We start from the raw sequence: 25,196 nt of genomic DNA on the forward strand, positions 1-25,196 counted from the left end.
CGCGCGCCGCGATCATGTCGAGGCGCGCGAGGCCGCTACATCGTCGGGCACCGTCGCGGAAACCCACGCGATGGCGGAACGCTCGCATGTCAACTGGTGTATCGCCCACGAGGATTTCGACGGCGCCGCGAGCCGGCTTCAGGCGCTGATTCCATTCTGCGAAACGCGTGGCTGGCAGCGACACGTGGCGCATTTCCAGATGCAGGCCGCCGTTGTCGATGCGCGGCGCGGCCGGCCCGACGCCGCGCGTCAGGCGGTGCTCTCCACGTTGCGCCGGGGCCACCGGCTCGGTCTGGTACGCAGTCTGCTCGACGCCGATCCCGGTGCGCTGGATCTCATTACCGAAGTGGTGCAGGGCGAAGCGCACGATCCGGTTCTGTCCTTCTATGTCAACCGGCTGCAGGCTGCGCAGAACGCCACTGTCGCCAGCGTCGCGGAGCCTGCGGTACAACCCGGCAGCAGGAGCGCGCCCGCCACTGGCGCCGAGACGCTCAGCGAGCGCGAAACGCGGGTTGTCGGCCTGCTTGCGCAGGCGTTGCCGAACAAGAAAATCGCCCGTACGCTCGGCATCTCGCCGGAAACCGTCAAATGGCACCTCAAGAACATCTACGGCAAGCTCGGCGTGACGAGCCGTGACGAAGCAGTCGCGCGCGTGCGCGACCTCGAACTGGGCTCACCGGCCGCTGGCAGCGACGAGGCCGGCTGACGCGCCTGCGTCACTGCCAGGTCGGCCACCCGCGCCACCCGCGCGCCCGCCGTTCCGGTTCGGCTCCTGCCCGCTACCCACCTTGGGTGGTCCACTCCCGCCTCCGACCCACTATCCTGTAACTCAAGGGGTCACGCGTAGCCGTTGACGGCACGCACGCCCCACAAAACAAACGCTGGTGCGCCATTTCGCGCACTGAAGCTCAGGAGACAGGCGTAATGACTACGCTCATGGCGAGTGAATACACAGCAGCCCCTTACCGTCCCGTACGCTTTCCGGAACGGCGCCCGCGCGTCGAACGCCGCGCCGATGGCACGCTGATGCTCAGTTCCGCCAGTCCGCCCCCCGACATCGCGCAGAACAGCTTCGCGGATTTCATACCCGGGTGGGCCGGGCGCCGCGGCGACACGCCGGCATTCCGTGAACGCGATAAAAACGGCGCGTGGCGCTCGATCAGTTGGCACGAACTCTGGCACCAGGTGCAGACGGCTGCGGCCGGGTTGCTGGAAATGGGCCTCGGCCGGCAGCGCCCGCTCGTGCTGCTCTCGGGCAATTCGATCGAACAGGCGGTGCTGCTGCTTGCGGCCGAGTACGTCGGCATTCCTGCCGCACCGGTATCTCCGGCCTATTCCACGCTTAGCAGGAACTTCGCCCGTCTGAAAGGCGTGCTCGAACTGGTGCCGCCCGGGGCCGTGTTCGTCCAGGACGCGAAACAGTTCGAACGCGCGCTCGCGCTTCCCGAACTGGTGGTGCCGGTCATCGCCGTACGCAATGTCGAAAGCTCGCAACGCGCATGGACCGACCTGATTACCGCCGACATGACGCCGGCGCGCAGCGCGGCGGTTGCTGCCGCACACGCGGCCATTCGCCGCGACGACACCGCCCGCATCCTCTTCACATCCGGCTCGACCGGAACGCCGAAAGGCGTGCCGCTCACCTACAGCAACTTCAAGGCGGTCGCCGCTTACTATGCCGACAATCTCGGCTGGCTGGGCGAATCCCAGCCGGTGTTTCTCGACTGGTTGCCATGGCATCACGGCCTTGGCGGCGTCCTCAACATCGGGCGCTCGATCCAGTTCGGCGCGACCCACCATATCGACGACGGCCGGCCGCTGCCCGGCCTGATCGAGCGCACCGTGCGCAACCTGCGCGAAGTCTCACCGACGATCTTCACCAGCGTCCCTTCCGCATGGGCCGTGCTGGCGGGTGAACTCGAGCGCGACCCCGTGCTGGCCCGGAGCCTCTTTGCCAGCGTGCAGTACTTCGGATACGGCGGCGCAAGTCTGCCGACGGACGTGTGGCATCGCATCCAGCGCGTCGCGGTCGAAACCATCGGCAAGCGCATCGTCTTCTCGACCGGCCTCGCCTGCACCGAGACGAGCGGCATGGGTACCTACTGCGGCTGGCCTGCCCCGGATCTCGGCAACATCGGCGGCCCGGTGCCCGGCTCGGAAGTGAAGCTGCTGCCGCTCGAAGGCGGCGACGGCCGCTACGAAATCCGCATGCGCGGCGCGAACGTGTTTGCCGGCTACATCGGCAATCCCGCGCTTACCGCCGCCGCTTTCGATGAAGAGGGTTACTTCCGGCTGGGTGATGCGGTGCGTCTCGCGAATCCCGAAGACCCAGGCGATGGCCTTCTCTTCGCCGGGCGGGTGGTCGAGGACTTCAAGCTGACGAATGGTACCTGGGTGCGGACCGGCGCCGTGCGGCTCGGCCTGCTCGACCTGTGCGCGCCCCTTGTCTCCGATGCCGTGATCTGCGGTCACGACCACGAATTTCTCGCCGCGCTCGCATGGCCGAACGTGGCCGCCTGCCGGCGTCTCGCGCCCGAACTCGCCGAACTCGATGCGGCTGCGCTCGCCGGGCATCCGGTCGTCGTCGCCGCGCTGCGCGAACGTCTTGCCAGCCAGGAAGGCGGCGGCGCCAGCCGGACGATCGAGCGCCTGATGCTGATGGCCGAGCCACCTTCGATCGATGCCAACGAGATCGCCGAAAAGGGCTACGTGAACCAGGCCGTGACCCGCGCGCGCCGCGCGCATCTGATCGAGCAGCTTTACCACACCGAACCCGCAGCGCATATCGCCTGCACGCGATAACGCCATCCACGGACTTACGTGGCACTCACCATCAGGAATTTAGTGATGCAAATTACCCGTACCGTTTTTCGTGACGATCATGAAATGCTGCGCACCACGGTGCGTCGCTTCCTCGAACGCGAGTGCACGCCGAAACAGGCCGAGTGGGACAAGGCTGGCCGGGTCGACCGCGAAACCTGGCTCAAGGCAGGCCGCGAGGGTCTGCTGTGTCTTACGCTGCCGACGGAGTACCGAGGCGGTGGCGGCGACTTCGGACACGCGGCAATCCTCAACGAGGAAGTGAATCGCGCCGGTCTGAGCGGTCTCGGCTTTGGCGTGCACTCGGACATCATCGCCCCGTATATCGCGCGCATCGGCAATGAAGAGCAGAAGCAGAAATGGCTGCCGAAAACATGCACCGGCGAATCCATTCTCGCGATCGGCATGACCGAACCCGGCACGGGCAGCGATCTGAAGGCGATACGGACCACTGCCCTGCGCGACGGCGACGAGTATGTCGTCAACGGCAGCAAGACCTTCATCAGCAACGGCCTGAACGCCGACCTGATCATCCTCGTCTGCAAGACCGATCCCAGCGCGGGCTCAAAAGGCGTGAGTCTGATCGTCGTCGAGGCGACCCGCGAGGGATTCCGCCGCGGCCGCAAGCTCGACAAGATCGGCATGCATTCGCAGGACACGGCCGAACTGTTCTTCGACAACGTACGGGTGCCCGTCGGCAACCGTCTGGGTGAAGAGGGCAAGGGCTTCGCTTACCTGATGGGCGAACTGCCGCAGGAGCGGCTCTCGATCGCGATCGGCGCGGCGGCGAAGCTCGAAGCCTGTCTCGAGCACACGATCAACTACGTCAAGGACCGCCGGGCATTCAACCAGACCGTGTGGGACTTCCAGAACACGAAGTTCAAGCTGGCCGACATCAAGGCGCAGGCGACCGCCGTGCGTGTGCTGGTCGATCACTACCTCGCCGAGCACGTGCGCCGGCGTCTCACGCTGGAAGAAGCGGCCATCGCCAAGCTGTTCGCCACCGAATCGCTCGGCAAGGCGCTCGACGACATGGTGCAGCTGCACGGCGGTTACGGCTACATGCTGGAGTATCCGGTAGCCCGGGCGTTCGCTGATGCGCGCGTCAACCGTATTTACGGCGGCACGAGCGAGGTCATGCGCGACCTCATCTCCCGCAAGCTGTAATCCGAACATTCCATCACAAGGAGCAATGATATGACTCGTAATGTCTTCGTAGCCGGCGTCGGCATGATTCCGTTCAAAAAGCCCGGCACCAGCGATCCCTACGACGTGATGGGCGCGGGCGCCGTGCGCCAGGCACTGGCCGATGCCGGGATCGATTACGCGGACGTGCAGCAGGCCTACGCCGGCTATGTGTACGGCGATTCGACCTGCGGCCAGAAAGCGCTTTACCACGTGGGTATGACCGGCATTCCCGTCATCAACGTGAACAACAACTGCGCGACGGGTTCGTCGGCGCTGTTCCTCGCGCGTCAGGCTGTGCAAAGCGGCGCGGTCGACTGCGCGCTCGCGGTCGGCTTCGAATTCATGCAGCCGGGCGCACTGTCGTCGAAATGGAGCGATCGTGCGCCGGCGCTCGAACGTGCGCTGAATCTGGTCAATGAACTGGTCGAGCGCACCGATCTGCCGGGCGCGATTCGCCAGTTCAGCGGCGCTGGCCGGGCTCACATGCAGAAGTACGGCACGAAGCTCGAAACCTTCGCGAAGATTCGCGCGAAGGCGAGCCAGCATGCAGCGCGCAATCCGCTGGCGGTGTTCCGCACCGTCGTGACGCCGGAAGAAGTGCTGGCTTCGCCGATGATCTGGGAAGGCGTGCTCACGCGTCTGATGGCCTGCCCGCCGACCTGCGGCGCGGCTGCCGCAATCGTGGTCTCGGAAGAATTCGCGCGCAGGCGTGGCTTGCGTACCGATGTGCTGATCGCCGGCCAGTCCCTGACCACCGACCAGCCGAGCACGTACGACTCGCGCGACATGATCCGCGTGGTCGGCTTCGACATGACGCGCGCCGGCGCCGCGCTCGCGTATGAGCAGGCTGGCGTCGGTCCGGAAGATATCGACGTGATCGAGCTGCACGACTGCTTCGCGCAAAACGAACTGCTGACCTACGAAGGTCTCGGTCTGTGCGGCGAAGGCGAAGCGGAAAAACTCGTCAACGACGGCGACAACACGTATGGCGGCAAATGGGTGGTCAATCCGTCGGGCGGTCTGCTGTCGAAGGGCCATCCGCTCGGCGCGACCGGTCTTGCGCAATGCTACGAACTGACCCATCAGCTGCGCGGCACCGCCGATCAACGTCAGGTCGAAGGCGCGAAGGTCGCGCTCGCGCACAACCTCGGGCTCGGCGGCGCGTGCGTCACGACCGTGTACAAGGCAGCGTAATGCGCCGCTTCCGACGGAGTGTTCGACATGATCGATAAAAAACACATCGGCAAGGTCATCCCCGCGTTTCGCACGGTGGCCGAAGCGGGCCGCTTGCGGTTCTTCGCGAAAGCGACCGGCGAAACCAATCCGGTTTACTTCGACGAATCAGCCGCCCGCGATGCGGGCCATCCTGATCTGCCGCTGCCGCCGACGTTCCTTTTTTCACTGGAACTGGAGCAGCCAGACAAAAGGTGGCGCGACGAGATCGGCATCCAGGTCGCGCGCATCCTGCACGGTGAACAGTCGTTCACCTATCACCGGATGGCTTACGCCGGCGACGTCCTGCTCTTCGAATGCCGTATCGCCGACATCTACGACAAGAAGGGCGGCGCACTCGATTTCGTGGTGCGCGAAACACGCGTGACCAACCAGAAAGACGAGCATGTGGCCGATCTGCGCAGCGTGCTCGTACACCGCAACGGCTGAGAGGAAACAGAAATGAGCACCTTGAGCTTCGATGCCGTCAAGGTCGGCGACACGCTGCCGCCGCTGACGCTCGCGCCCATCGACCGCACGACGCTGGCGCTCTTTGCCGGCGCTTCGGGCGATCACAACGCGGTCCACATCGACCTTGACTTCGCGCGCCGCAGCGGCATGCCCGACGTATTCGCTCACGGCATGCTTTCGATGGCGTACCTCGGGCGTTTGCTGAACTGCTGGGTCGACCAGCGGCAGTTGCGGCAGTTCGGCGTGCGCTTTGTCGGCATCACGCATCTTGGACACCGGATTACGTGCAGTGGCCGGGTCGTCGACAAGTTCGAGGCCGATGGCGAACGCCGCGTGAAAGTGGAGATCCAGACGGCCAATCAATATGGCGAACCACGCGTCCTCGGCGACGCCGTGATCGCCTTGTAATCTGCATCAGACAAGGAGACGAAAACATGGGAAAGCTTGACGGCAAGGTGGCACTCATCACCGGTTCGGGTCGCGGCATCGGCCGCGCGATCGCCGAGAAACTGGCGAGCGAGGGCGCACGCCTCGTGATCAACGACCTCGACGCCGAACCGGCGCACGAAACGGTCGAGGTTTTGAAGAAGATGGGCACGCAAGCCGTGGCCTGCGTGGGCAACGTAGGTGCACCCGACTTTGCCGACCGCTTCATCGGCACGGCGATGAACACGTTCAAGGGCATCGACATCATCGTCAACAATGCGGGGTACACGTGGGATGACGTGATCCAGAAGATGACCGACGAGCAGTGGTACGCGATCATCGACTGCCATATGACCGCGCCGTTCCGCATCCTGCGCGCCGCCTATCCGCACGTGAAGGCGCTCCACGCGGCCGACAGGGAAGCCGGCCGCGAGGTATACCGCAAGATCGTCAACATCTCGTCGACGTCCGCGCTCAACGGTAACGCCGGACAGATGAACTACTCGTCGGCCAAGGCCGGCGTGATCGGCATGACACGTGCGCTCTCCCGCGAATGGGGACGCTTTAACGTCAACGTCAACTGCGTGGCGTTCGGTCTGATCCATACGCGCATGACGACGGCCGACGCCCATGCCGGCGCGACCGTGAAAATCGAAGGACGCGATATTCGCGTGGGCGTCAATCCCGAGGCACTCAGGTCGCACGCCCAGCGCAACCCGCTCGGACGCGGCGGCACGCCTGAAGAAGCGGCAGGCGGCGTCTACCTGTTCTGCTCGCCCGAGTCGAACTACATCACCGGGCAGACCATCGCGGTTGCCGGCAACCTGCAGTAACTTTTGATCCCCGGTTGTCCGCCGGGATGCTGTTTTCGCTGGCATGCGTCCTGACGCATGCCAGCGTCTGCTTTTCCCGGACTTGAGCGTGCAAGGCCGGCGAAGAGGATATGCCGCAGATGAGCCGCGCGTGCCTGAACGATCTGATCGGGCGTGGCGAAGTTCAGTGCGAACTTCGCGATGACGGGACGAACGGGTATTCGCTGGCGTCGTGGCAATGCGAAGGGGTCATCGCCGCGCGATGCAGCGATGACCCCTCTTTCGTATGCCTGCGTTGAAACCGCTCAGATCGCGCTGACCAGTTGCGGCACCGCTTCGAACAGATCGGCTTCCAGGCCGTAATCCGCGATGCTGAAAATCGGCGCTTCCGGGTCCTTGTTGATCGCGACGATCACCTTCGAATCCTTCATCCCGGCCAGATGCTGAATGGCGCCCGAGATGCCGCACGCCACATACAGTTGCGGCGCGACGATCTTGCCCGTCTGGCCGACCTGCCAGTCGTTCGGCGCGAATCCCGCGTCGACCGCCGCGCGGCTCGCGCCGAGCGCCGCGCCGAGTTTGTCGGCGAGCGGCGTCAGGACTTCGGCGAATTTCTCGCTGCTGCCGAGTGCGCGGCCGCCGCTCACGACGATCTGCGCATCCGCGAGTTCCGGCCGGTCGCTTTTCGCCACCACGCGCTCGACGAACGCGGAAAGGCCGCTGTCCGCTACCGCCTCCACCGCGTCGATCCGCGCCGCGCCACCTTCGGCCAGCACGGCATCGAATCCCGTCACGCGCACGGTGAGTACCTTCACCGGATCGCTGCTTTGCACGGTCACCAGCGCATTGCCCGCGTAGACCGGACGCTCGAACGTATCCGGACTCACCACCCGCACGATTTCGGAAACCTGCGCCACATCGAGCAGCGCCGCTACACGCGGCGCCACGTTCTTGCCCGCGCTGGTGGCGGGAAAGAGAATATGCCCGTAACCCGCGGCAAGCGCGACGACCTGAGCCGCGATGTTTTCTGCGAGACCGTCCGCGAGGTGCGGCGCGTCCACGTGCAGCACGCGGGCCACGCCCGGAATGGCAGCCGCAGCGCTGGCGGCGCCGGCAGCCTGATGACCGGCCACGAGCACGTGAGCCTCCACGCCACATTGCAGCGCGGCCGCTACGGTATTCAGAGTGGCGGATCTGATCGAAACGTGGTCATGTTCGGCCACGACGAGCACTTGACTGGATGCAGTCATATCGATTCCTTTAGATGACTTTGGCTTCGTTCCTGAGCTTCGCGACCAGCGCCGCGACGTCGGGCACCTTCACGCCCGCGCTGCGCCCGGCTGGCTCGACCGTGCTGAGCGCCTTCAGGCGCGGTGCGACATCGACGCCCAGTTGCCCGGGCGTGACGACGTCCAGCGGCTTCTTCTTCGCCTTCATGATGTTGGGCAGCGTCGCATAGCGCGGCTCGTTCAGCCGCAGATCGCTCGTGACCACCGCGGGCAGCTTGAGCCGCAGCGTCTCAAGTCCTCCGTCGATTTCGCGTGTGACGGTCGCGCACCCGCCCGACAGTTCCACCCTGCTCGCGAACGTCGCCTGTGCAAACCCCGCGAGCGCGGCCAGCATCTGGCCGGTCTGGTTACAGTCGTTATCGATGGCCTGCTTGCCGAGAATCATCAGTTGCGGTTGTTCCCTGTCGACCAGCGCTTTCAGCAGTTTCGCGACGGCGAGCGGTTGCAGCTCGGCATTGGTCTCGACCAGAATGCCGCGATCCGCGCCGATCGCCATTGCGGTGCGCAAGGTCTCCTGGCTGGCGTTCGTGCCGCACGACACCGCGATCACTTCGCTCACCACGCCTTTTTCCTTCAGGCGCACAGCTTCCTCGACGGCGATTTCGTCGAAGGGATTGATGCTCATCTTGACGTTCGCCAGCTCGATGCCCGAACCGTCCGACTTGACGTGGACCTTCACGTTGAAGTCCACCACGCGTTTGACCGCGACCAATACTTTCATCTGTTGCCTCCTTTGCCAGCTTTCTTTCCTGATGACGCTTACGCCTCTGGCTGATAACCCAGGCCATGTTCGCGCATGCGTTCGACAGCAGCTTCGTCGAAGCCCCAGTCGCGCAAGGCGGCGAGGCCACGTTCGCCGCGTTGCGGCGCGGGCTTTGCGATCGTCGAAGGCGTCGCGGAAAAACGCGGCGCAGGCGCAGGCTGAACCACGCCCGCCACCTCGACAAAGCTGCCGCGGGCGCGGTGCTGCGGATGCGCCGGTGCTTCCGAGAAACTCAGTACGGGCGCGACGCACGCGTCGCTACCTTCGAAAACCGCGCACCATTCATCGCGCGTACGCGTGAGAAATGCCGCTGCAAAGCGCTCGCGCAGCACCGGCCAGCCATTGCGGTCATGCTGTGCCGGCAGGCCCGCATCCGCGAGGCCGAGCTTCGCCAGCAGTTCCGCATAGAAGCGCGACTCGACCGCGCCGACCGCCATGTATTTGCCGTCTTTCGTGCGATAGCTGTCGTACCAGGGCGTCCCGCCGTCCAGCAGGTTGCTGGCGCGCTCTTCGCGCCAGTTACCCGAGGCGAGCAGTCCCCAGATCACAGACCCCAGTTGTGCCGCGCCCTCGATCATCGCGGCATCGACGACCTGACCTTCCCCGCCGCGCTGGACGTTGAAGAGCGCCGCCACCACCCCCAGCGCCAGCAGCATGCCCCCACCGCCGTAGTCGCCCACGAGGTTCAGCGGCGGCACGGGCGGCCCGTCGGCGCGGCCGATGCCCGACAGCACGCCTGACAGCGCGATGTAGTTCAGATCGTGGCCGGCCCGCTCCGCGAGCGGACCCGTCTGGCCCCAGCCGGTCATGCGGCCATACACGAGATGCGGATTGCGCGCGAGCGCCGCCTGCGGTCCTAGACCCAGACGTTCCATCGTGCCGGGACGAAAACCCTCGATCACGACGTCGGCGCGCGACATCAGATCCAGTGCCGCCTCGACCGCCTGCGGCTGCTTCAGGTCGAGCGTGACCGACCGGCGGCCACGCCCCGTGACGTCCGCACGCTTGCCATTCGTCTTCGGGCCCAGGTCCTGGGGTGGCAGCGGCCGGTCGATACGCAATACGTCCGCGCCCATGTCGGCGAGCAACATGGCGCCGAACGGACCCGGTCCGATGGCCTCGAATTCCAGCACGCGAATACCGCTCAATACACCCATCGTCCCTCCATTTTCTGTTTTTCCTGACCGCATGCGCGGCCGTCGCTGTTCATCGGCAATCGTCTTTCGACTGGAATTGCCCTGAATGGAAGTAAGCCAGAATGCGAGGAAAACCGGACCACCCCGGCCGGGTGGCCAAACGTTTAGTTGACGGCGCGTGTCCTGTCTGACCAGTACGGCGCGCGGATTTCGCGTTTCAGAACCTTGCCGGCAGCCGACAACGGCAGTTGCTCGCGAAACTCGACAGTCTTCGGGCACTTGTAGCCGGCGATGTGATGCCGGCAGTGTTCGCGGACGTCGTCTTCGCCGAGCGTCGCGCCGGGCTTGCACACGACGACCGCATGCACGGCTTCGCCCCACTTTTCGTGCGGAATCCCGATCACCGCGCACGCGGCGACCGCGGGATGGCGAACGATCACGCTCTCCACTTCGGCGGAATACACGTTCTCGCCGCCGCTGACGATCATGTCCTTGATGCGGTCCACGATGTAGAGATAACCCTGGGCATCCATGTACGCGCCATCGCCGGTATGGAGCCACCCGTCGCGGAGCGCCTGCGCGGTTTCCTCAGGCTTCTTCCAGTAGCCTGCCATGACGTTCGGCCCGCGCACGACGATCTCACCGACCGTGCCGCGCGGCACCTCGTTGCCGTCGGCATCGACCACTTTCACCATCAGCCCCGGCAAGCCGCGCCCGATCGAGCGATACAGCCCGCTCTTTCGTCCCGCTTCATCGTGGCTGGAAGGCGAGTTAGCCGAGATGCTCGGGCACGCCTCGGTCATGCCATACGAATGCGCGAGCCCGACACCGGGCAGGCATTCGATCACACGGTCCAGCAGCGACTCCGGGATCGGCGACGCACCGTATGTGAGGCGTTTCAGGCTGGTCAGGTCGGTGCGTGCGAAGTCGGGATGATTGAGCATCGCCTGGAGCATGGTCGGCACGAGGAGCGTTTCGCTGACGCGTTCTTCGCCGATTGCCTTCAATACATCGCCCGCGTCGAAAGCGGGGATGACCACATGCGCCTCGCCGGCAATGAACTGCACGAGCGCGCGTCCGAGTCCCGCTACGTGAAAGAACGGTGCCGCGTGAAGCACGGCGGTATCGGGTAATGGCGCGGACTCGGCGATCCGCATGATCGACGACGACCAGATGTTCAGATGCGTTTGCATCACGCCTTTCGGAAAACCGGTCGTGCCACCGGTGTACATGATGCACGCGAGATCCGCGCCACCGCGACCGGCATCCTCCACGGGCAACACCGCCGCAATCAGCGCGTCGAACGAGAGCATGCCAGGCGCCGCCGCGCCGTCGCCGGCATGAACGAGGACCGGCGCGATCCGCGTGAGCGCGCAAGCCTCCCGTGCGATCCCGATGAAATTGTCGTCGACGATCAGGATGCGCGTGTCGCAATCGTCCAGTGAATACGCGATTTCCGCCGCGCTCCAGCGCACGTTGACCGGGTTCAGGACGCCGCCTCCCCACCACACACCCATCACGTATTCGAGGTAGCGATCCGAATTGAGCGCGAGCATGCCGACCCGGTCACCGTCCGCCATGCCGAGACCGCGCAACGCGGCAGCAAGGCGCGCCACACGATCCGCGAATGCGCGAAACGTCTGTCGACGCCCCCTGAACGAAATCGCCACCCGGTCCGGGTTCTGCTGCAATGAGCGATGCAGGCCCTGAGTCAGATACATGCCTGTCTCCTTTGCTGTGTGCGCGCATTCAGGGGAACCGCGCACCGGACGATCGGCACGGCCTTATCCATTGAACGACGGCGGTCGTTTCTCGATGAATGCGGCGACGGCTTCGCGATGATCGGCTGTCTGATGCGAGAGCGTCTGATAAGCCGCTGACATTTCCAGCAGCGTATCCAGACGGCAATGCATGCCTTCGCGCAGGAGCCGCTTCGCAAGCCGTACCGCGTGGGGCGGATTGGCGGCGATCGAGCGCGCGAGGGCCTGCGCGGTCGCGAGCAGCGCGTCGGGCGGCACGACGCGGGAGACCAGATTCCATTCGAGCGCCTGCCGTGCATCGATCGTCTGACCGGTGAAAGTCAGCTCCGCCGCCCTCGACAGGCCGATGATGCGCGGCAGCAGCCACGCACCGCCGTCACCCGGAATGATGCCCAGCTTGACGAAACTCTCGGCGAATTTTGCCGATTCGGAGGCAATGCGGATATCACACATGCAGGCGAGATCAAGCCCCGCGCCTATCGCCGCGCCGTTGACGGCGGCGATGACCGGTACCTCCAGATTGAACAACGCCAGCGGCAATTGCTGTATGCCACGCCGGTAGTCCTGACGAACCTCCATTCCGGGCACACTCCCGGATGCATGCCGCTCCATGTCGCGGATATTGCCGCCCGACGAGAACGCGGTGCCGGCGCCGGTCAGGATCACGGCCCGCACCTGGCAATCGGCTTCGATCCGTCCGATCGCCGCCAGGAACTCCTCGACCGCCGTGTTGCCGGTGAGCGGATTGCGCCGGTCCGGTTCGTTCATCGTCAGCGTGACGATGTGCCTGTCCTGTTCGTACTTCAGAAATGCGCTCATAGGATGTCCAGATCGTCTCTACTGCTTTAAAGGGCTGCTGCCGATGGGTCCGTCGACCGCTCACGCAGCCGCGTCATATGGGGCGGTTCGTGCGAAGTCCGCGATCGTGGTGTGCTGCTGCGTGAGGACCGCGTTCCCCACCATGCGGTTCCAGAACGCCTCCGAGCCGTCTGCCATGCGCCATTCATGCAGCCTGCGCGTATAAAGCTGGAGATCGTATTCGGCGGTGACACCTATCGCGCCATGCAACGCATGCGCCGTCGACGCGACAAGCGGCACCGCCATGCTGGTGCGCGCCTTGGCGATCGCTGTCGCAAGCCCTCCAGGTACGATGCCCTCGCCGGAGAACGCCAGTTCGGACGCAATGCCGGCTGCCGCCACATGCTGGGCCATCACGCTCAACTGATGTTGCACAGCCTGGAATTTGCCGATCGATTTGCCGAACTGCGATCGATCGTTGCAGTACTGCAGCGTCATGCCGAATACGCGATCCATAGCGCCGGCGATAGCGGCCGCATGAATCGCCGCGCTGAACAGCAGCACCGCTTCGCCGTTCGCCGCAAGCGATGCGGGAACGGCGGCGGGACGCCAGCTGAGCATGCCGGAGGCGCTACCGTGCACGCCGCAGGCCGTGCGTTCGGCCGCGCCTGCATCGAGCAGAACGAGCTCGCCATCGACATTCGCCAGCACGTGATCACACCGCATGCCGAACGGCACGTGAGATGCTTCCAGTGCGCCGTCCTGATGGCGGCGACAGGTGCCGGCAAGCGTCGTCATGCCGGCCGGCACCGCGCCATCCGTGTCACGCAGCAGCGCGCGCGCCGCGATACTCTGCGCGAACGGCACCGGCATCGCATAGCGCCCAAGGGCGGTGAAAACGGGTGCGATCGCCGGCAGCGACAGCCCCGCGCCGCCCGCACTTTCCGGTGTCAGAAGCGCCAGAAATCCGGCTTCTTCCAGCGCATTCCAGACCAGCGACGGAGCGCCGCCTTTCTCGATCGCGCGAATGGCTTCGGGCGTGACGTGGTCGCGCAGGATGGCTTCGATGGCTTCGGTAAACATGCAGGTTTCTTCCTGATCCGGATGGGTTAGCGCAAACCGAGGCCACGCGCGATCATCCCGCGCAGCACTTCGCGCGTGCCGCCGCGCAGCGAGAAGGTCGGCGAAATCTGGCTGAGGTAAGCCACTGTGCGGTAGAGCCCGGGATCGATCGCCTTTCCGGGATCCGCGCTGATCGCGGCTTCCAGCTGCGCGGGAATCGCCTGCTCGAACTCGGTGCCGATGTCCTTGACCAGCGCCGCTTCGACGATCGGACTCTCGCCGCGCGCGAGCCTCGCCGTCACCGCGATCGACAGGCAGCGCAACGTGGACAGTTGCGTCGCGAAGCTGCCGAGCAGGGCCGTTTCGGCATCGTTCGCACCGTGGCGGCGCAGATGGTCGCGCCAGTAATCGAGCAGCACGACGCTCGAGTAAAGCCTTTCGGGGCCGCTTCGCTCGAAGGCGAGTTCGGCCGTCACCTGCTGCCAGCCGCCGCCCTCTTCGCCGATCAACGTATCGTCCGCGAGGAACACGTCGTCGAAGATGACTTCGGAGAAGTGGGCATCACCAGTGAGGTCCGTGATCGGTCGCACGTTCACACCGGGCAGCGAAAGATCGACGATGAATTGCGACAAGCCTTTCTGTCGATCCTCCGGTGCGCCCGACGAACGCACGAGCGCGATCATGTACTGGCAGTGCTGCGCGTTGGTCGTCCAGATCTTGCGTCCCGTCAGACGCCAGCCGCCCTCGCAACGCACCGCGCGCGTACGCACGCTCGCGAGGTCGGAACCCGAGTCGGGCTCGCTCATGCCGATACAGAAAAACGCGCTTGCCGCGCAGATTCGCGGCAGGTAGAAGTCCTTCTGTGCCTGCGTGCCGTAGCGCAGAATCAGTGGACCGCTCTGACGGTCGGCGATCCAGTGCGCCGCCACCGGCGCGCCTGCCGCCAGCAATTCCTCCACCAGTACAAAGCGACGGAACGCATCCATGCCCGCGCCGCCGTAGCTGCGCGGCAGCGTCAATCCGATCCAGCCGCGCGCCGCGAGGCGTCGGCTGAAGCCCGCGTCGAAGCCCATCCAGGATCGGGCACGCACGTCGGCCGGCGCCGCCGGCAGGTGCTCATCGAGAAAATGCTTCACTTCCGCGCGAAAGACTTCTGCCTCGGCGGGCAGCGATGTCAGGTGAAAAGCATCCAGCAGATTGTTCACGTCTCACTCCAGTTTCTTTTGCAGCAGGCGCAACCGCTACCGGCTATACGGGCGAACGCGTCGCCGGTACGCCGTACCGCTCGCGCAGCGCCTGCTTGTAGAGCTTGCCGGTAGGCAGTCGCGGCATCGCATCGATGAAGTCGATCGAGCGCGGCACCATGTAGCGGGCGACCCGCGTGCGCAGGTAATCCAGCAGCCGTTCCGCGAGCGCCTCCGATGGCGCCACGCCCGGCGCCGGTTCGACAATCGCCTTGACCTGCTCGCCCATCTCGGCGTCGGGCACGCCGATCACCGCCGCGTCATGCACGTCCGGATGCACGGCAAGCGCATCTTCGATCGCCTGCGGATAGATGTTGACGCCGCCCGAGATGATCATGAACGCCTTGCGATCGGTCAGATACAGATAGCCGTCGCTGTCCACGCGGCCGATGTCGCCGACAGCGGTCCATGCCGGGTGGCGTGAATGCTGTGCGGCACGCGTCTTGTCCGGATCGTTGTGATAGTGAAACGGCAACTGGTCCCGCTCGAAATAGACGAGTCCGCTCTCGCCCACCGGCAACTCATTGCCTTCGTCGTCGCAGATGTGAATGATGCCGAGCAGCGCGCGGCCCACTGAACCGGGATGCGCCAGCCACTCTTCGGTGTTGAGGGTGGTCACGCCGTTGCCTTCGGTCGACGAGTAATACTCCTCGATGATCGGCCCCCACCAGTCGATCATTTGCCGCTTGATCTCCTGCGGGCACGGCGCGGCTGCATGGATGGCCACCCGATGGCTCGACAGGTCGAACGCGTTGCGCACTGCCGGATCGAGCTTGAGCAGGCGGATCAGCATGGTCGGCACCCACTGGCTATGCGTGACGCGATAGCGTTCGATTGCCCGCAGTGCATCGAGCGGTTCGAACTTCTCCATGAAGACCACGGTGCCGCCACCGAACTGCGTCTCGAGTCCGTAGCCGAGCGGCGCGGTGTGATAAAGCGGCGCGGGCGACAGATACACGGTGTGCGCGTCGAAACCATAACGCGCGAACTGCGGACGACGCGCGGAGCCCGAGCCTTCCGTCACCCGTCCCTGAGGCTGCGCGCGGATGATGCCCTTCGGCCGGCCGGTGGTGCCCGAGCTGTAGATCATCGTCGCGCCCAGCCATTCGTCGGCAAGACGCTTCGCGGGATAGCGATGTGTGAGCGCCTCGTAGCTGTCCCAGCCGGCAATGGTGTCGTCCATCATCAGTCGCATGCGGCACGTCGGCATCGTGCTCGTCAGTTCCGCCGCGAGCTCGCGCATCGCATGCGAACTGATCACCACTTGCGCGTTGCTGTCCTCGATGATGCCGGCCGCTTCCGCTGCCGTCATAAACCGGTTGACTGGCGTGATCACGAGACCCGAACGCAGCGCGGCCCAGCACACCTCGAAGCAGCGCATGTTGTTCTCGAGCACCATCGCGATGTGATCGCCGCGCCGCAGGCCGGCTGCGTACAGACACTGCGCGAAGCGATTCGAACGATCGTCGAGTTCCCTGTAGGTCAGGATCTCGCCGCTCGTACTGTTGATCGCGGCAGGTTTATCGGGTGTCAGTTCCGCATGGTCGCCGAGGTACTTCGGGGTTCCGCTCATGCACGCTCTCCTCTGAGGCGAGACAGCTTCAAGTGCTCAGGCCACCGTCGCCGGTATCTCGCCGGAGGTCAACGCATTCGGCGCTGCCTGCTGCACCAGGCCCGGTATCAGCGTGCCGAGTTCAGTTGCGTTCCAGCGGCCGTCCTTTTCGATGCGCGGACCGGCACTCCAGCCTTCGGCCACCGTGATGCGGCCGCCACGGACGCCGAATACGCGGCCGGTGACGCCGCTGGATGCAGTGCTGCCAAGCCATGCCACCAGCGGCGCGACGTTACCGGCGTCCAGCGGATCGAATCCCGCGGGGGCGCCGGCCGTGAATTCTTCGCGCCGTGTCGCGAAGATGTCTTCGGTCAGGCGGCTCATCGCGGTCGGATAGATTGCGTTCACGGTCACGCCGTAGCGCTCCAGTTCGCGCGCCGCAATCACCGACATGGCCGCGATGCCTGCCTTGGCCGCACCATAGTTGGCCTGGCCCGGGTTGCAATACAGCCCCGACGACGAGCTCGTATTGATGAGTCGTGCCACCCGCGCGCGACCGGCCCTGGCCTCATCGCGCCAGTATGCGGCGGCGTGGCGTGACGGCGCGAACGTACCGCGCATGTGCACGCGAATCACCGAGTCCCAGTCTTCCTCGCTCATGTTGGCGAGTGTGCGGTCGCGCAGGATGCCGGCGTTGTTGACCAGCACATCAAGTCCGCCGAACACGGAGATGGCGGTGTCGATCATGTTCCTTGCGCCGTTCCAGTCGGCCACATCGTCGAAGTTCGCAACGGCTTCACCGCCGAGTGCCTGGATTTCCGCGACCACGTCGAGCGCGGGACCGCTCGCCGAACCTGAACCGTCACCCTTGCCGCCGAGATCGTTGACGACCACTTGCGCGCCCTGACGGGCGAATTCCAGCGCGTATTCGCGTCCGAGGCCCCGTCCGGCGCCGGTGACGACAACCACGCGATTCCTGCAAAGCTGCTGCATGAGAGATCCTCTGTCCAGTTTGCTGTGTATGTCTGCGCGAAGCACCGCGTAGACTCTGTTCGGTGTCTACGATCAGTGCTTGCCGTATAACGTGACCACGCATGCGCCACCCAGACCGAGATTGTGCTGGAGCGCAAGCTTCGCGCCCTGCACCTGACGCTGGTCCGCGGTACCGCGCAACTGGTGGGTCAACTCGTAACACTGCGCAAGACCCGTGGCGCCCAACGGATGTCCCTTGGAAAGCAGGCCGCCCGACGGATTGACCACCACCTTCCCGCCGTATGTGTTGTCGCCGTCGTTGACGAACTTCTCAGCGCCGCCTTCGGGACAGAAGCCAAGCGCTTCGTAGCAGATGACTTCGTTGTGCGCGAAACAGTCGTGCAGTTCGCACACGTCGATATCTTCCGGCCCGATGCCCGCTTTCTCGTAGACGTTGTTCGCGGCCGAGCGTGTCATGTGCGTGCCGACGTAATTGAGCATCGACGGCGGATCGAACGAAGCCGGTGGATCGGTGGTGAGGGACTGCGCAACGATCTGCACATCCGTGCGCAAGCCATGCTTCTTCGCGAACCGCTCCGAGACGAGGATCGCGGCAGCGCCACCGCAGGTGGGCGGGCAGGCCATCAGGCGCGTCATCACACCGGGTATCAGCACCGTGTCGTTCATGACGTCCTCGGTCGTCACCTGCCTGCGAAACAGGGCCAGCGGGTTGTTGGCCGCGTGGAGGCTCGCCTTCGCACGCACTGCGGCGAATGTTTCCATGCGTGTGCCGTAGCGCTGCATATGCTCGCGGCCGGCGCCGCCGAACGTGCGAAGCGCCTGCGGAAGATGCGCGAGGTCAGCGGTCAGGCCGTGCATGATCGGCACGAAACGCGCACGCGTCACGGGGCGATCGTCCCAGTGCGACTTCAGTGCGCCGGCCTGCATCTGTTCGAAGCCGACGGCCAGCACGCAGTCGGCATCGCCGGTGGCGATCGCCTGGCGCGCGAGATAGAGCGCGGTCGATCCCGTCGAGCAGTTGTTGTTGACGTTGACGATCGGAATGCCCGTCATGCCCACTTCGTACAGCGCGGTCTGACCGCAGGTGGAATCCCCGTAGACGTAGCCGGCGAATGCCTGCTGCACGAGGTCGTAGGCGATACCGGCATCGGCCAGCGCACGACGGGTCGCCTCGGCGCCCATTTCGGTGTAGCTCTGGCTCGCGCCCGGCTTGGCGAACTGGATCATCCCGACGCCCGCCACCAGTACTTTTTCGCTCATGATGCTTCCTCAAAAGGTAGAAGACTTACAGCTTGCGCGAGATGAGGTCCCGCAGCACCTCGCTGGTCCCGCCGAAGATGCGCGTCACGCGCATGTCGGCAAAAGCGCGGGCAACCGGATACTCCAGCATGTAGCCGTAGCCACCATGCAGCTGGACCATTTCGTCGATGCACTTCCACATCGCTTCGGTCGCGAACAGCTTGGCGATGGCCGCTTCCTGCAGCGTGAGCCTGCGCTCCATATGCTCGCGGATGTAGTAGTCGACCAGCGTGCGGACCGCGACGGCCTGCGCCTTCACATCGGCCAGCTTGAACTTTGTGTTCTGGAAATCCCATACCGTCTGATTGAACGCGTGGCGATCCTTCACGTATTGCAGCGTCAGTTCGAGTTGCCGTTCGAGCTTCGCTGCGCAATACACCGCGATGATCAGGCGCTCCTGAGGCAGCTCTTCCATCAGATGGATAAAGCCGCCGTTCTCATTGCCGATCAGGTTGGTCGCGGGCACGCGCACGTTGTCGAAGAAAAGTTCGGCGGTATCCGCCGCAGCCTGGCCCACTTTCTCAAGCTTGCGGCCACGGCGAAAGCCCGCGCGGTCGGTTTCGACCATGATGAGGCTCACGCCTTTCGCGCCAGCAGACGGGTCCGTCTTGCAGACCACCACCACCATGTCGCAGTTCAGGCCGTTCGAGATGAAGGTCTTGCTGCCGTTGATGACGTAGTCGTCGCCATCACGTACCGCAGTGGTGCGAATCGACTTCAGATCCGAGCCGGTGCCGGGTTCGGTCATCGCGATCGCGAGGATCTTCTCGCCGCGGCAGACCGGCGGCAGCCAGTTGCGTTTCTGTTCTTCCGTGCCGAGCCGCACGATGTAGGGCGCGGTGATATCGGAGTGCACGGAATAGCTGAAACCCGACACGCCCGCACGGTGCAACTCTTCCGCGACGATCGCCGAATGGCCGAAATCGCCGCCGCCACCGCCGTATTCTTCCGGCACGGTCACGCACAGCAGACCTTCCCGGCCGGCCTTAAGCCAGGTCTCGCGATCGACGCAGCCGGCTTCGTCCCACTGTGCCTGACGCGGCAGGCACTCGCGTTCAAAGAAACGCCGCGCGGTTTCGCGCAGCATCTCGTGATCCTCGCGATAGACATTACGCTTGACTTCCACCGCACGCTCCTCGTCGATTGATTGAGTTGGCAGCGCATACCGGGTTCATCGGTCCGCTGCTTCAATGAATCCATTGTGCGCGGTGGTGGGTGGGAGCGAGCCTACTCCTGTGGAGTGGGAACCGGCGGATGAGAAAGCGGCTTTCCGGCACCTGCCTCGCGCATTCTTGCGACGGCGCCGTCACGGCCTGACACGTCCAGCTTTCGGTAGATGTTCTTCAGATGCCATTTGACCGTGTCGAGCGAAACATCCATGACGCGCGCGATCTTCTTGTTGGGCAGCGCAAGTGCAAGCAGACCCAGCACCTCGTTTTCGCGTTCGCTTAGCGACTGGAACGTCACGTGCACTGCGGTGGTTTGCGATTCGCCCGGCGCGGTTTCCTGCCCGGCGTCGATCAGCCGCTGTGCATGGAAGGCGAGGACAGGGTCGAAGCCCTGTTCCAGCGGCAGCGCATCGAGGACCTGCCGGCCTTCGCCGAGTTCGTCCAGCAGGCTTCGCATCAGCCCCAGCCGATGGCCGAGGCGCAAAGCTTCGACCAGATGCTCGCGCGCAGCCCTATCGTTGTGCCGGCCCTTCTCCGCATTCGACATCTGCATGCGCAGGCGGGCCACGCGGCACCACCGTCCTCCTGCTTCGGATATCGCACTGAGCGGCTTCAGCCGGGTCATCGCGCCGTCGAAGTCGTTCAGATGCAGACACATGCGAATGCGCGCGAGCTCCGCGCAGACCTGGATCTCCCAGGCCGTGCTGCGCACGGCGCCGTCGTAGCGTGCTGCGAGCGCTTCGCACCGCAACAACGCAGTCCCGGCTTCGTCGAGCCTTCCTTCCTCCAGCAGCCAGCGCGATCGCAAACATAGCGCGTTGGCGAGGAGACGATCCACGCCATGCCCTTTCGCGTAATCCTCCAGCCGTTCAAGGCAGTCGTATGCCTCGATCCGGCGGCCCGCGAACCAGTGCGCGCTCGCGAGCACCACCAGAGCCCGCAGGACGGTGTCCGGAATCGACACACGTTCGAGCACCTCGATGCGCTCTTCCAGCAGCCGCAGTGAGGCATCGACATTGTTCAGTTCGTAGAGCGCCTCGCCAAGCAATGCCGCGGCCATGCACGCAATGCCGACATACGCCGGCCCCTGTTTCTCCGCCTCCGCCAGCACGTCGCAAAAGACGCGCTCGGCGAGCAGGACCTGCCCCTCGGCGGCGTGCGTCATGCCGCTCATGCAGCGACCGAGCAGGATGCCGCGCGGCGCGCCGCCGTGCAGCGCGCCCTCCTCCAGCACCTTGCGCGCCTGTTCATACTCGCCACGATGGATAAACATCCACGAAAGGATATTGCTGCGACCGGCATGGGTGAAATCGTCCGCGTCCGAAGGGGCACGCTGCAGTTCCGGCAGCAACGCCACAACAGAATCGGTATCGTCGCGCTGCAGCGCGAGGCCGCCGCGAAGCAGCGCGAGCGCGTAGCGCTGACGTGGATCGGGCCGCTCACTACCGGCCGCGATCTGCTGGATGCTCCGCATGAGCGCTCCGGTTTCACCGGCATACATCTGCAGATACGCCATGATCACGCGCAGGTCGAAGCGCGCGGCAATCTGCGCTGGCGGCAACCGGCGCATCAGGCCCGCAAGCTGTCCAAGTTCGCCTCGTGCAAGCAGATCGTGCGCGCACCCTTCCACCAGATCCGCGGCAGCATGCGCGTTATCTGCGAGGACGGCCTGATGCACGGCTTCGTCGACGTAACCTCGCTCGCTGAGCCATGCCCAGGCCGCTGCGTGCAGTTCGCGCCGCTCCACGCCCGGCAGGCCAGCGATCCGGCGCTGAAGCACCTCGCGCAGCAAGGGATGCAGGCGATACCATGTTTCGCCGCCCTGCCCGATGCCGGTCTGCGTAATGAACAGATTGTCTCCTTCCAGGCGACCGAGTCGGGACACGACGTCGCCATCGGCGCCGGCATATCGCATCAGGCATGCACACAGCGGCGCGCAAAATTGCTCGCATAGGGCCGCATGGGTAAGCAGAAGAAGATCGCCGGGTGCGAGGCGCCCCAGCACCTCGCGTTCAAAGTAATGCGCGAAGGTCTCGGCATCGCGCACCGTCGCAGGCGCGAAAGCTGCACCTTTTCTGGTCTTGATGTCGATGGCGAACAGTTGCAGGCCTGCCGCCCAGCCGTCGGTCAGTTCGTGCACGACCTGCGCATCACGTTTTGCAATGTCACCGAGTTGCTCGCGCAGGAACCGCTCGGACTCCTCGACCGAAAACCGCAAATCCCGGCGGTCGAGTTCTGTCGCCAGACCTTGCGAGCGCAGGCGCGCCAGCGACACCGGCAACGCCCGTCGCGAGGCCAGCACCACGTGAAGCTGCGGCGGTGCGTAGTCGAGCAGCCAGCGCAATGCCTCCAGGATCCGGGCGTTCCCGAGGTAATGAACATCGTCGAGCATCAGGACCAGTTCGCGTTTGCGGCGGGCAATGCCGCGCACGAGTGTGATCACACAATGCTCAACTGCGGTCTCGTCGCTGCCGCGGCCAGCGAGCAACTCCGCTTCGCGGACAATCGCCGGGTCCACGCTCGCGAGGCTTGCGAGCAGGCCGTTAAAGAATGAGGTCAGGTCGTCGTCCTCTGGCACCAGCGAAAGCCAGGCCACATCGAAGTCCAGCGTCAGCATGGCCTGCCGCAAGGCGATCATGGTGCTGGTCTTGGCACTCCCCGCCGGCCCCTGAATCACCACGCACCGCTGCCGCCGCGCTTCGAGCAGCCGCGTCAGCAGGGCTTCGCGCGGCATCAGTTGCCGCGTCCCACGGGGCGGGACCAGCCTCGTGCCGGTCACGGGCCCGATTGCAGGTCTGGGCGAGACGCGCACGTCTACTGAGTGTTCACCGGATTCGGACATGCTGGAAAAACGAAAGGGACCAAAGAACGTGGGCACGGTGTGACGACACGTACCGTCGCCACGGAGCGCACTGGCAGGAGTATAGGATTACGCCGCCGCACTTCGGGCCATTTCGCGGCCTACCCACCCAATGCGGGTGGGTAGGGTGGGGTGGGGGCAGACCGGTTTCGCCGCTCGCGAATCACGGTCCGGCAATCTCCTCGCCGGTCGCTGGACGACTACGACGTCACCGGCGCCCGGTCCCGGCCACGCTCGCGCCCTTCGCACGACACAGGATCGGCACCGTAATCGCCGCGAACAGCAGCAGGCATGACGCGGGAATCAACATGGGCGTCTTGACGCTGCCAGTGGTCTCGCGAACCCACGGCACCAGATTCTGCGCAATGAAGCCCCCGATATTGCCGAGCGAATTGATCGCCGCAATGCCCGCCGCGGCCTGCGCGCCGAACAGGAACTTCGAAGGCAGCGTCCAGAAACACGGAATCAGCAGATACATGCAGGGCGCGCCGAAACAGAGCGCGGCGAAACGCAGCGTATTGGTCGGCAGAAACACCGCGCTCAGGAAGCAGGCGACGCCGAGCAGCGCCGCGATCAGCATCGCGGTGATCGCCCGGTCACCGCCTCTTAGCTTCGAGGGCAGCCACGCCAGCACGATGGTCGCCATCAGCCACGGAATGATGTTCAGCAGGCCGTTGGTCGTGTTGCTGACGCCGAACCCCTTGACGAGCGTCGGCAACCAGTAGCTCACGCCGTACACGGAAATGGACAGCATCATGTAGTACAGCGCCATGCCGATCACGCGCGGCTGCACCAGCACACTGAGGAGGGAAGCATGGCCGGAGCCCGGTACATCCGCCTGCGCGCGTTCGGCGGCGAGCGTCTGGGTGAGCCATTGTTTTTCGTCGACGGCAAGGAATCTTGCCTGGTCCGGCGACGCGGGCAGCAGGAACAGTACGACGAACGTGAGCAGGATCGACGGCACGCCCGTCACGAGGAAGACGAGTTGCCAGCCGTGCAGGCCGGCGAGTCCACCCTTGTCGAGCAGCCAGCCGCAAATCGGCGCACCGATCATGTTGCCCAGACTGCTGCCGACCGTGAAATATCCGAGCATCCGTACCCGATGCCGCGCCGGAAACCACAGCGTCAGATAGTAGATCACGCCCGGATACAGCCCCGCCTCCGAGGCGCCGAGCAGGAACCGCAGCACGTAAAACATCGGCGCGCTGCGGGTGAACGCGAGCAGCACGGTGACGATGCCCCAGCTCAGCATGATGCGGGCCATCCAGCGCGGCGCACCGTACTTGTGAAGCATCAGGTTGCTGGGTACCTCGAACAGCAGATAGCCGATGAAGAACAGCGACGCGCCGAGTCCATAGGCCACCTCGGAGAGCCCGAGACTGTCGAGCATCTGCAGCTTGGCGAAGCTGATATTGGAGCGGTCGATGTACGCCACCAGATAAAGCAGGCCGAGGAGCGGCATCAATCTGAGCGCCAGACGATTAATCAGGCGCGCTTCGCCGATTGCCGGCGCAACGATATTCACGGTGCCTCCTGCGCCCGCGCTGTCCGCGCGGGCGATTGCTGTGGGACGGATCGAAAAGACCTTCAGCGTCCTGTTATTTTTGCGCGAGCCATTGTGCGTAAGCAGCCAGCGTTTCTTCGTTCGGCGGGTACGTGCCGCGTAACGGCCGGCCTTCGTCGATACGCTGCGAGATGAAAACCTCGAGCTGCTCCTGCTCGATCGAATCGCGCGCGACGCCTTCGGCCATCGCGCGCGGCACGATCACGACGCCATCCACGTCCGCGACGACGATGTCGCCCGGATACACCGCCACGCCGCCGCATGCGATCGGCACGTTCACGTCGACCGCATGATGTTTCGCCAGATTCAGCGGTGCACTCGCGCCGGCGCACCACAGCGGCAGACCGAGTTCCGCGATCGTGCCGCTGTCGCGCACCGGTCCGTCGGAAACCATGCCCGCGACACCCCGTTTCGCGAGCCGCAGCGCGAGAATCGAACCGACCGAGGCCACCGTGCGCTCGCCCCGGCAGTCCTGCACCAGCACGCTACCCGGCGGCGCGGTTTCGACCGCCTTGCGCTGCGGGTGGTCGGGGTCCTGGAATATCCCGACGTGGTCGATGTCCTCACGCGCGGGAATGTTGCGCAGCGTGAACGCCGGGCCCACCAGATTCGCCGCGCCCGGCGCGGGTTTGACGAGCGGCGCGACGCCCTGCAAAAACACGTTGCGCAGGCCACGTTTGAACAGCTGCGTGGTGAGCGTGGCCGTGCTGACATGCCGGAGCTGCTCAAGCGTGGCGTCGCTGACGGTGATATCGGATGCAGTCATGAAGTGCCCTGA

General features: G+C 64.8%; 21 protein-coding genes. 7 read left to right on the forward strand and 14 right to left on the reverse strand.

What is annotated here, in order from left to right:
* From LPA37_RS08750 to LPA37_RS08780, 7 genes are all read left to right on the forward strand, one after another.
* On the forward strand, positions 1 to 706 hold a 706-nt coding region (locus LPA37_RS08750), incomplete at its 5' end, for a helix-turn-helix domain-containing protein (RefSeq protein ID WP_229012301.1).
* A 218-nt stretch (positions 707 to 924) separates the two neighbouring features.
* The gene (locus LPA37_RS08755) at positions 925 to 2,802 is read left to right on the forward strand and encodes a feruloyl-CoA synthase (protein ID WP_229012302.1); all 1,878 of its coding nucleotides are present in this window, start codon (positions 925 to 927) and stop codon (positions 2,800 to 2,802) included.
* Positions 2,803 to 2,847: 45 nt separating this feature from the next.
* The gene (locus LPA37_RS08760; RefSeq protein WP_229012303.1) at positions 2,848 to 3,987 is read left to right on the forward strand and encodes an acyl-CoA dehydrogenase family protein; all 1,140 of its coding nucleotides are present in this window, start codon (positions 2,848 to 2,850) and stop codon (positions 3,985 to 3,987) included.
* Between the two features lie 30 nt (positions 3,988 to 4,017).
* A complete protein-coding gene (locus tag LPA37_RS08765; RefSeq protein ID WP_229012304.1) occupies positions 4,018 to 5,202 on the forward strand; it encodes a lipid-transfer protein in 1,185 nt (394 codons plus the stop codon).
* A gap of 27 nt (positions 5,203 to 5,229) precedes the next feature.
* Entirely contained in the window at positions 5,230 to 5,670 is a 441-nt protein-coding gene (locus tag LPA37_RS08770) for a MaoC family dehydratase N-terminal domain-containing protein (RefSeq protein ID WP_229012305.1), read from the forward strand.
* A 12-nt stretch (positions 5,671 to 5,682) separates the two neighbouring features.
* On the forward strand, positions 5,683 to 6,099 hold the full coding sequence (locus LPA37_RS08775) for a MaoC family dehydratase (RefSeq protein WP_229012306.1): 417 nt from the start codon (positions 5,683 to 5,685) through the stop codon (positions 6,097 to 6,099).
* A 26-nt stretch (positions 6,100 to 6,125) separates the two neighbouring features.
* Positions 6,126 to 6,950, forward strand: coding sequence for an SDR family NAD(P)-dependent oxidoreductase (locus tag LPA37_RS08780; RefSeq protein ID WP_229012307.1), 825 nt, complete (start codon positions 6,126 to 6,128; stop codon positions 6,948 to 6,950).
* Positions 6,951 to 7,234: 284 nt separating this feature from the next.
* Here LPA37_RS08780 and LPA37_RS08785 read toward each other — a convergent pair whose 3' ends face one another.
* The 14 genes from LPA37_RS08785 to LPA37_RS08850 form a co-directional block, all read right to left on the reverse strand.
* Positions 7,235 to 8,179 (reverse strand): electron transfer flavoprotein subunit alpha/FixB family protein, encoded by a 945-nt coding sequence (locus LPA37_RS08785; RefSeq protein ID WP_229012308.1) that lies wholly within the window; start codon positions 8,177 to 8,179, stop codon positions 7,235 to 7,237.
* 10 nt (positions 8,180 to 8,189) lie between these two features.
* Positions 8,190 to 8,939 (reverse strand): electron transfer flavoprotein subunit beta/FixA family protein, encoded by a 750-nt coding sequence (locus tag LPA37_RS08790; protein ID WP_229012309.1) that lies wholly within the window; start codon positions 8,937 to 8,939, stop codon positions 8,190 to 8,192.
* A gap of 38 nt (positions 8,940 to 8,977) precedes the next feature.
* Positions 8,978 to 10,138 carry a CaiB/BaiF CoA transferase family protein gene (locus LPA37_RS08795; protein WP_229012310.1) on the reverse strand — a complete coding sequence of 387 codons (1,161 nt, stop codon included), beginning with the start codon at positions 10,136 to 10,138 and terminating at the stop codon, positions 8,978 to 8,980.
* 143 nt (positions 10,139 to 10,281) lie between these two features.
* Positions 10,282 to 11,838: an acyl-CoA synthetase gene (locus LPA37_RS08800; protein WP_229012311.1), complete on the reverse strand. Its 1,557-nt coding sequence runs from the start codon at positions 11,836 to 11,838 to the stop codon at positions 10,282 to 10,284.
* Positions 11,839 to 11,901: 63 nt separating this feature from the next.
* The gene (locus tag LPA37_RS08805) at positions 11,902 to 12,696 is read right to left on the reverse strand and encodes a crotonase/enoyl-CoA hydratase family protein (protein WP_229012312.1); all 795 of its coding nucleotides are present in this window, start codon (positions 12,694 to 12,696) and stop codon (positions 11,902 to 11,904) included.
* Positions 12,697 to 12,756: 60 nt separating this feature from the next.
* Positions 12,757 to 13,758 carry an acyl-CoA dehydrogenase family protein gene (locus LPA37_RS08810; RefSeq protein WP_229012313.1) on the reverse strand — a complete coding sequence of 334 codons (1,002 nt, stop codon included), beginning with the start codon at positions 13,756 to 13,758 and terminating at the stop codon, positions 12,757 to 12,759.
* 26 nt (positions 13,759 to 13,784) lie between these two features.
* Positions 13,785 to 14,942 carry an acyl-CoA dehydrogenase family protein gene (locus tag LPA37_RS08815; protein ID WP_229012314.1) on the reverse strand — a complete coding sequence of 386 codons (1,158 nt, stop codon included), beginning with the start codon at positions 14,940 to 14,942 and terminating at the stop codon, positions 13,785 to 13,787.
* Between the two features lie 43 nt (positions 14,943 to 14,985).
* On the reverse strand, positions 14,986 to 16,554 hold the full coding sequence (locus LPA37_RS08820) for an acyl-CoA synthetase (RefSeq protein ID WP_229012315.1): 1,569 nt from the start codon (positions 16,552 to 16,554) through the stop codon (positions 14,986 to 14,988).
* A 36-nt stretch (positions 16,555 to 16,590) separates the two neighbouring features.
* Positions 16,591 to 17,526, reverse strand: a complete 936-nt coding sequence (locus LPA37_RS08825) for an SDR family oxidoreductase (RefSeq protein WP_229012316.1) — start codon at positions 17,524 to 17,526, stop codon at positions 16,591 to 16,593.
* A 72-nt stretch (positions 17,527 to 17,598) separates the two neighbouring features.
* Positions 17,599 to 18,786, reverse strand: coding sequence for a lipid-transfer protein (locus LPA37_RS08830; protein ID WP_229012317.1), 1,188 nt, complete (start codon positions 18,784 to 18,786; stop codon positions 17,599 to 17,601).
* A gap of 25 nt (positions 18,787 to 18,811) precedes the next feature.
* Positions 18,812 to 19,951, reverse strand: a complete 1,140-nt coding sequence (locus tag LPA37_RS08835) for an acyl-CoA dehydrogenase family protein (protein ID WP_229012318.1) — start codon at positions 19,949 to 19,951, stop codon at positions 18,812 to 18,814.
* Between the two features lie 101 nt (positions 19,952 to 20,052).
* Positions 20,053 to 22,836 (reverse strand): LuxR C-terminal-related transcriptional regulator, encoded by a 2,784-nt coding sequence (locus LPA37_RS08840; RefSeq protein WP_229012319.1) that lies wholly within the window; start codon positions 22,834 to 22,836, stop codon positions 20,053 to 20,055.
* 226 nt (positions 22,837 to 23,062) lie between these two features.
* Positions 23,063 to 24,379 carry an MFS transporter gene (locus LPA37_RS08845; RefSeq protein WP_229012320.1) on the reverse strand — a complete coding sequence of 439 codons (1,317 nt, stop codon included), beginning with the start codon at positions 24,377 to 24,379 and terminating at the stop codon, positions 23,063 to 23,065.
* 73 nt (positions 24,380 to 24,452) lie between these two features.
* Positions 24,453 to 25,184, reverse strand: a complete 732-nt coding sequence (locus tag LPA37_RS08850; RefSeq protein ID WP_228982316.1) for a ribonuclease activity regulator RraA — start codon at positions 25,182 to 25,184, stop codon at positions 24,453 to 24,455.
* Between the last annotated feature and the right edge of the window lie 12 nt (positions 25,185 to 25,196).

Origin of the sequence: Paraburkholderia gardini (assembly GCF_907164545.1) — a bacterium.
Classification (GTDB): domain Bacteria; phylum Pseudomonadota; class Gammaproteobacteria; order Burkholderiales; family Burkholderiaceae; genus Paraburkholderia; species Paraburkholderia gardini.

Bases quoted from the DNA above. Each gene is read 5' to 3' on its own strand.
- LPA37_RS08755 (WP_229012302.1), top strand. From the start codon at position 925: ATGACTACGCTCATGGCGAGTGAATACACAGCAGCCCCTTACCGTCCC.
- LPA37_RS08760 (WP_229012303.1), top strand. From the start codon at position 2,848: ATGCAAATTACCCGTACCGTTTTTCGTGACGATCATGAAATGCTGCGC.
- LPA37_RS08765 (WP_229012304.1), top strand. From the start codon at position 4,018: ATGACTCGTAATGTCTTCGTAGCCGGCGTCGGCATGATTCCGTTCAAA.
- LPA37_RS08770 (WP_229012305.1), top strand. From the start codon at position 5,230: ATGATCGATAAAAAACACATCGGCAAGGTCATCCCCGCGTTTCGCACG.
- LPA37_RS08775 (WP_229012306.1), top strand. From the start codon at position 5,683: ATGAGCACCTTGAGCTTCGATGCCGTCAAGGTCGGCGACACGCTGCCG.
- LPA37_RS08780 (WP_229012307.1), top strand. From the start codon at position 6,126: ATGGGAAAGCTTGACGGCAAGGTGGCACTCATCACCGGTTCGGGTCGC.
- LPA37_RS08785 (WP_229012308.1), bottom strand. From the start codon at position 8,179: ATGACTGCATCCAGTCAAGTGCTCGTCGTGGCCGAACATGACCACGTT.
- LPA37_RS08790 (WP_229012309.1), bottom strand. From the start codon at position 8,939: ATGAAAGTATTGGTCGCGGTCAAACGCGTGGTGGACTTCAACGTGAAG.
- LPA37_RS08795 (WP_229012310.1), bottom strand. From the start codon at position 10,138: ATGGGTGTATTGAGCGGTATTCGCGTGCTGGAATTCGAGGCCATCGGA.
- LPA37_RS08800 (WP_229012311.1), bottom strand. From the start codon at position 11,838: ATGTATCTGACTCAGGGCCTGCATCGCTCATTGCAGCAGAACCCGGAC.
- LPA37_RS08805 (WP_229012312.1), bottom strand. From the start codon at position 12,696: ATGAGCGCATTTCTGAAGTACGAACAGGACAGGCACATCGTCACGCTG.
- LPA37_RS08810 (WP_229012313.1), bottom strand. From the start codon at position 13,758: ATGTTTACCGAAGCCATCGAAGCCATCCTGCGCGACCACGTCACGCCC.
- LPA37_RS08820 (WP_229012315.1), bottom strand. From the start codon at position 16,554: ATGAGCGGAACCCCGAAGTACCTCGGCGACCATGCGGAACTGACACCC.
- LPA37_RS08825 (WP_229012316.1), bottom strand. From the start codon at position 17,526: ATGCAGCAGCTTTGCAGGAATCGCGTGGTTGTCGTCACCGGCGCCGGA.
- LPA37_RS08830 (WP_229012317.1), bottom strand. From the start codon at position 18,786: ATGAGCGAAAAAGTACTGGTGGCGGGCGTCGGGATGATCCAGTTCGCC.
- LPA37_RS08840 (WP_229012319.1), bottom strand. From the start codon at position 22,836: ATGTCCGAATCCGGTGAACACTCAGTAGACGTGCGCGTCTCGCCCAGA.
- LPA37_RS08850 (WP_228982316.1), bottom strand. From the start codon at position 25,184: ATGACTGCATCCGATATCACCGTCAGCGACGCCACGCTTGAGCAGCTC.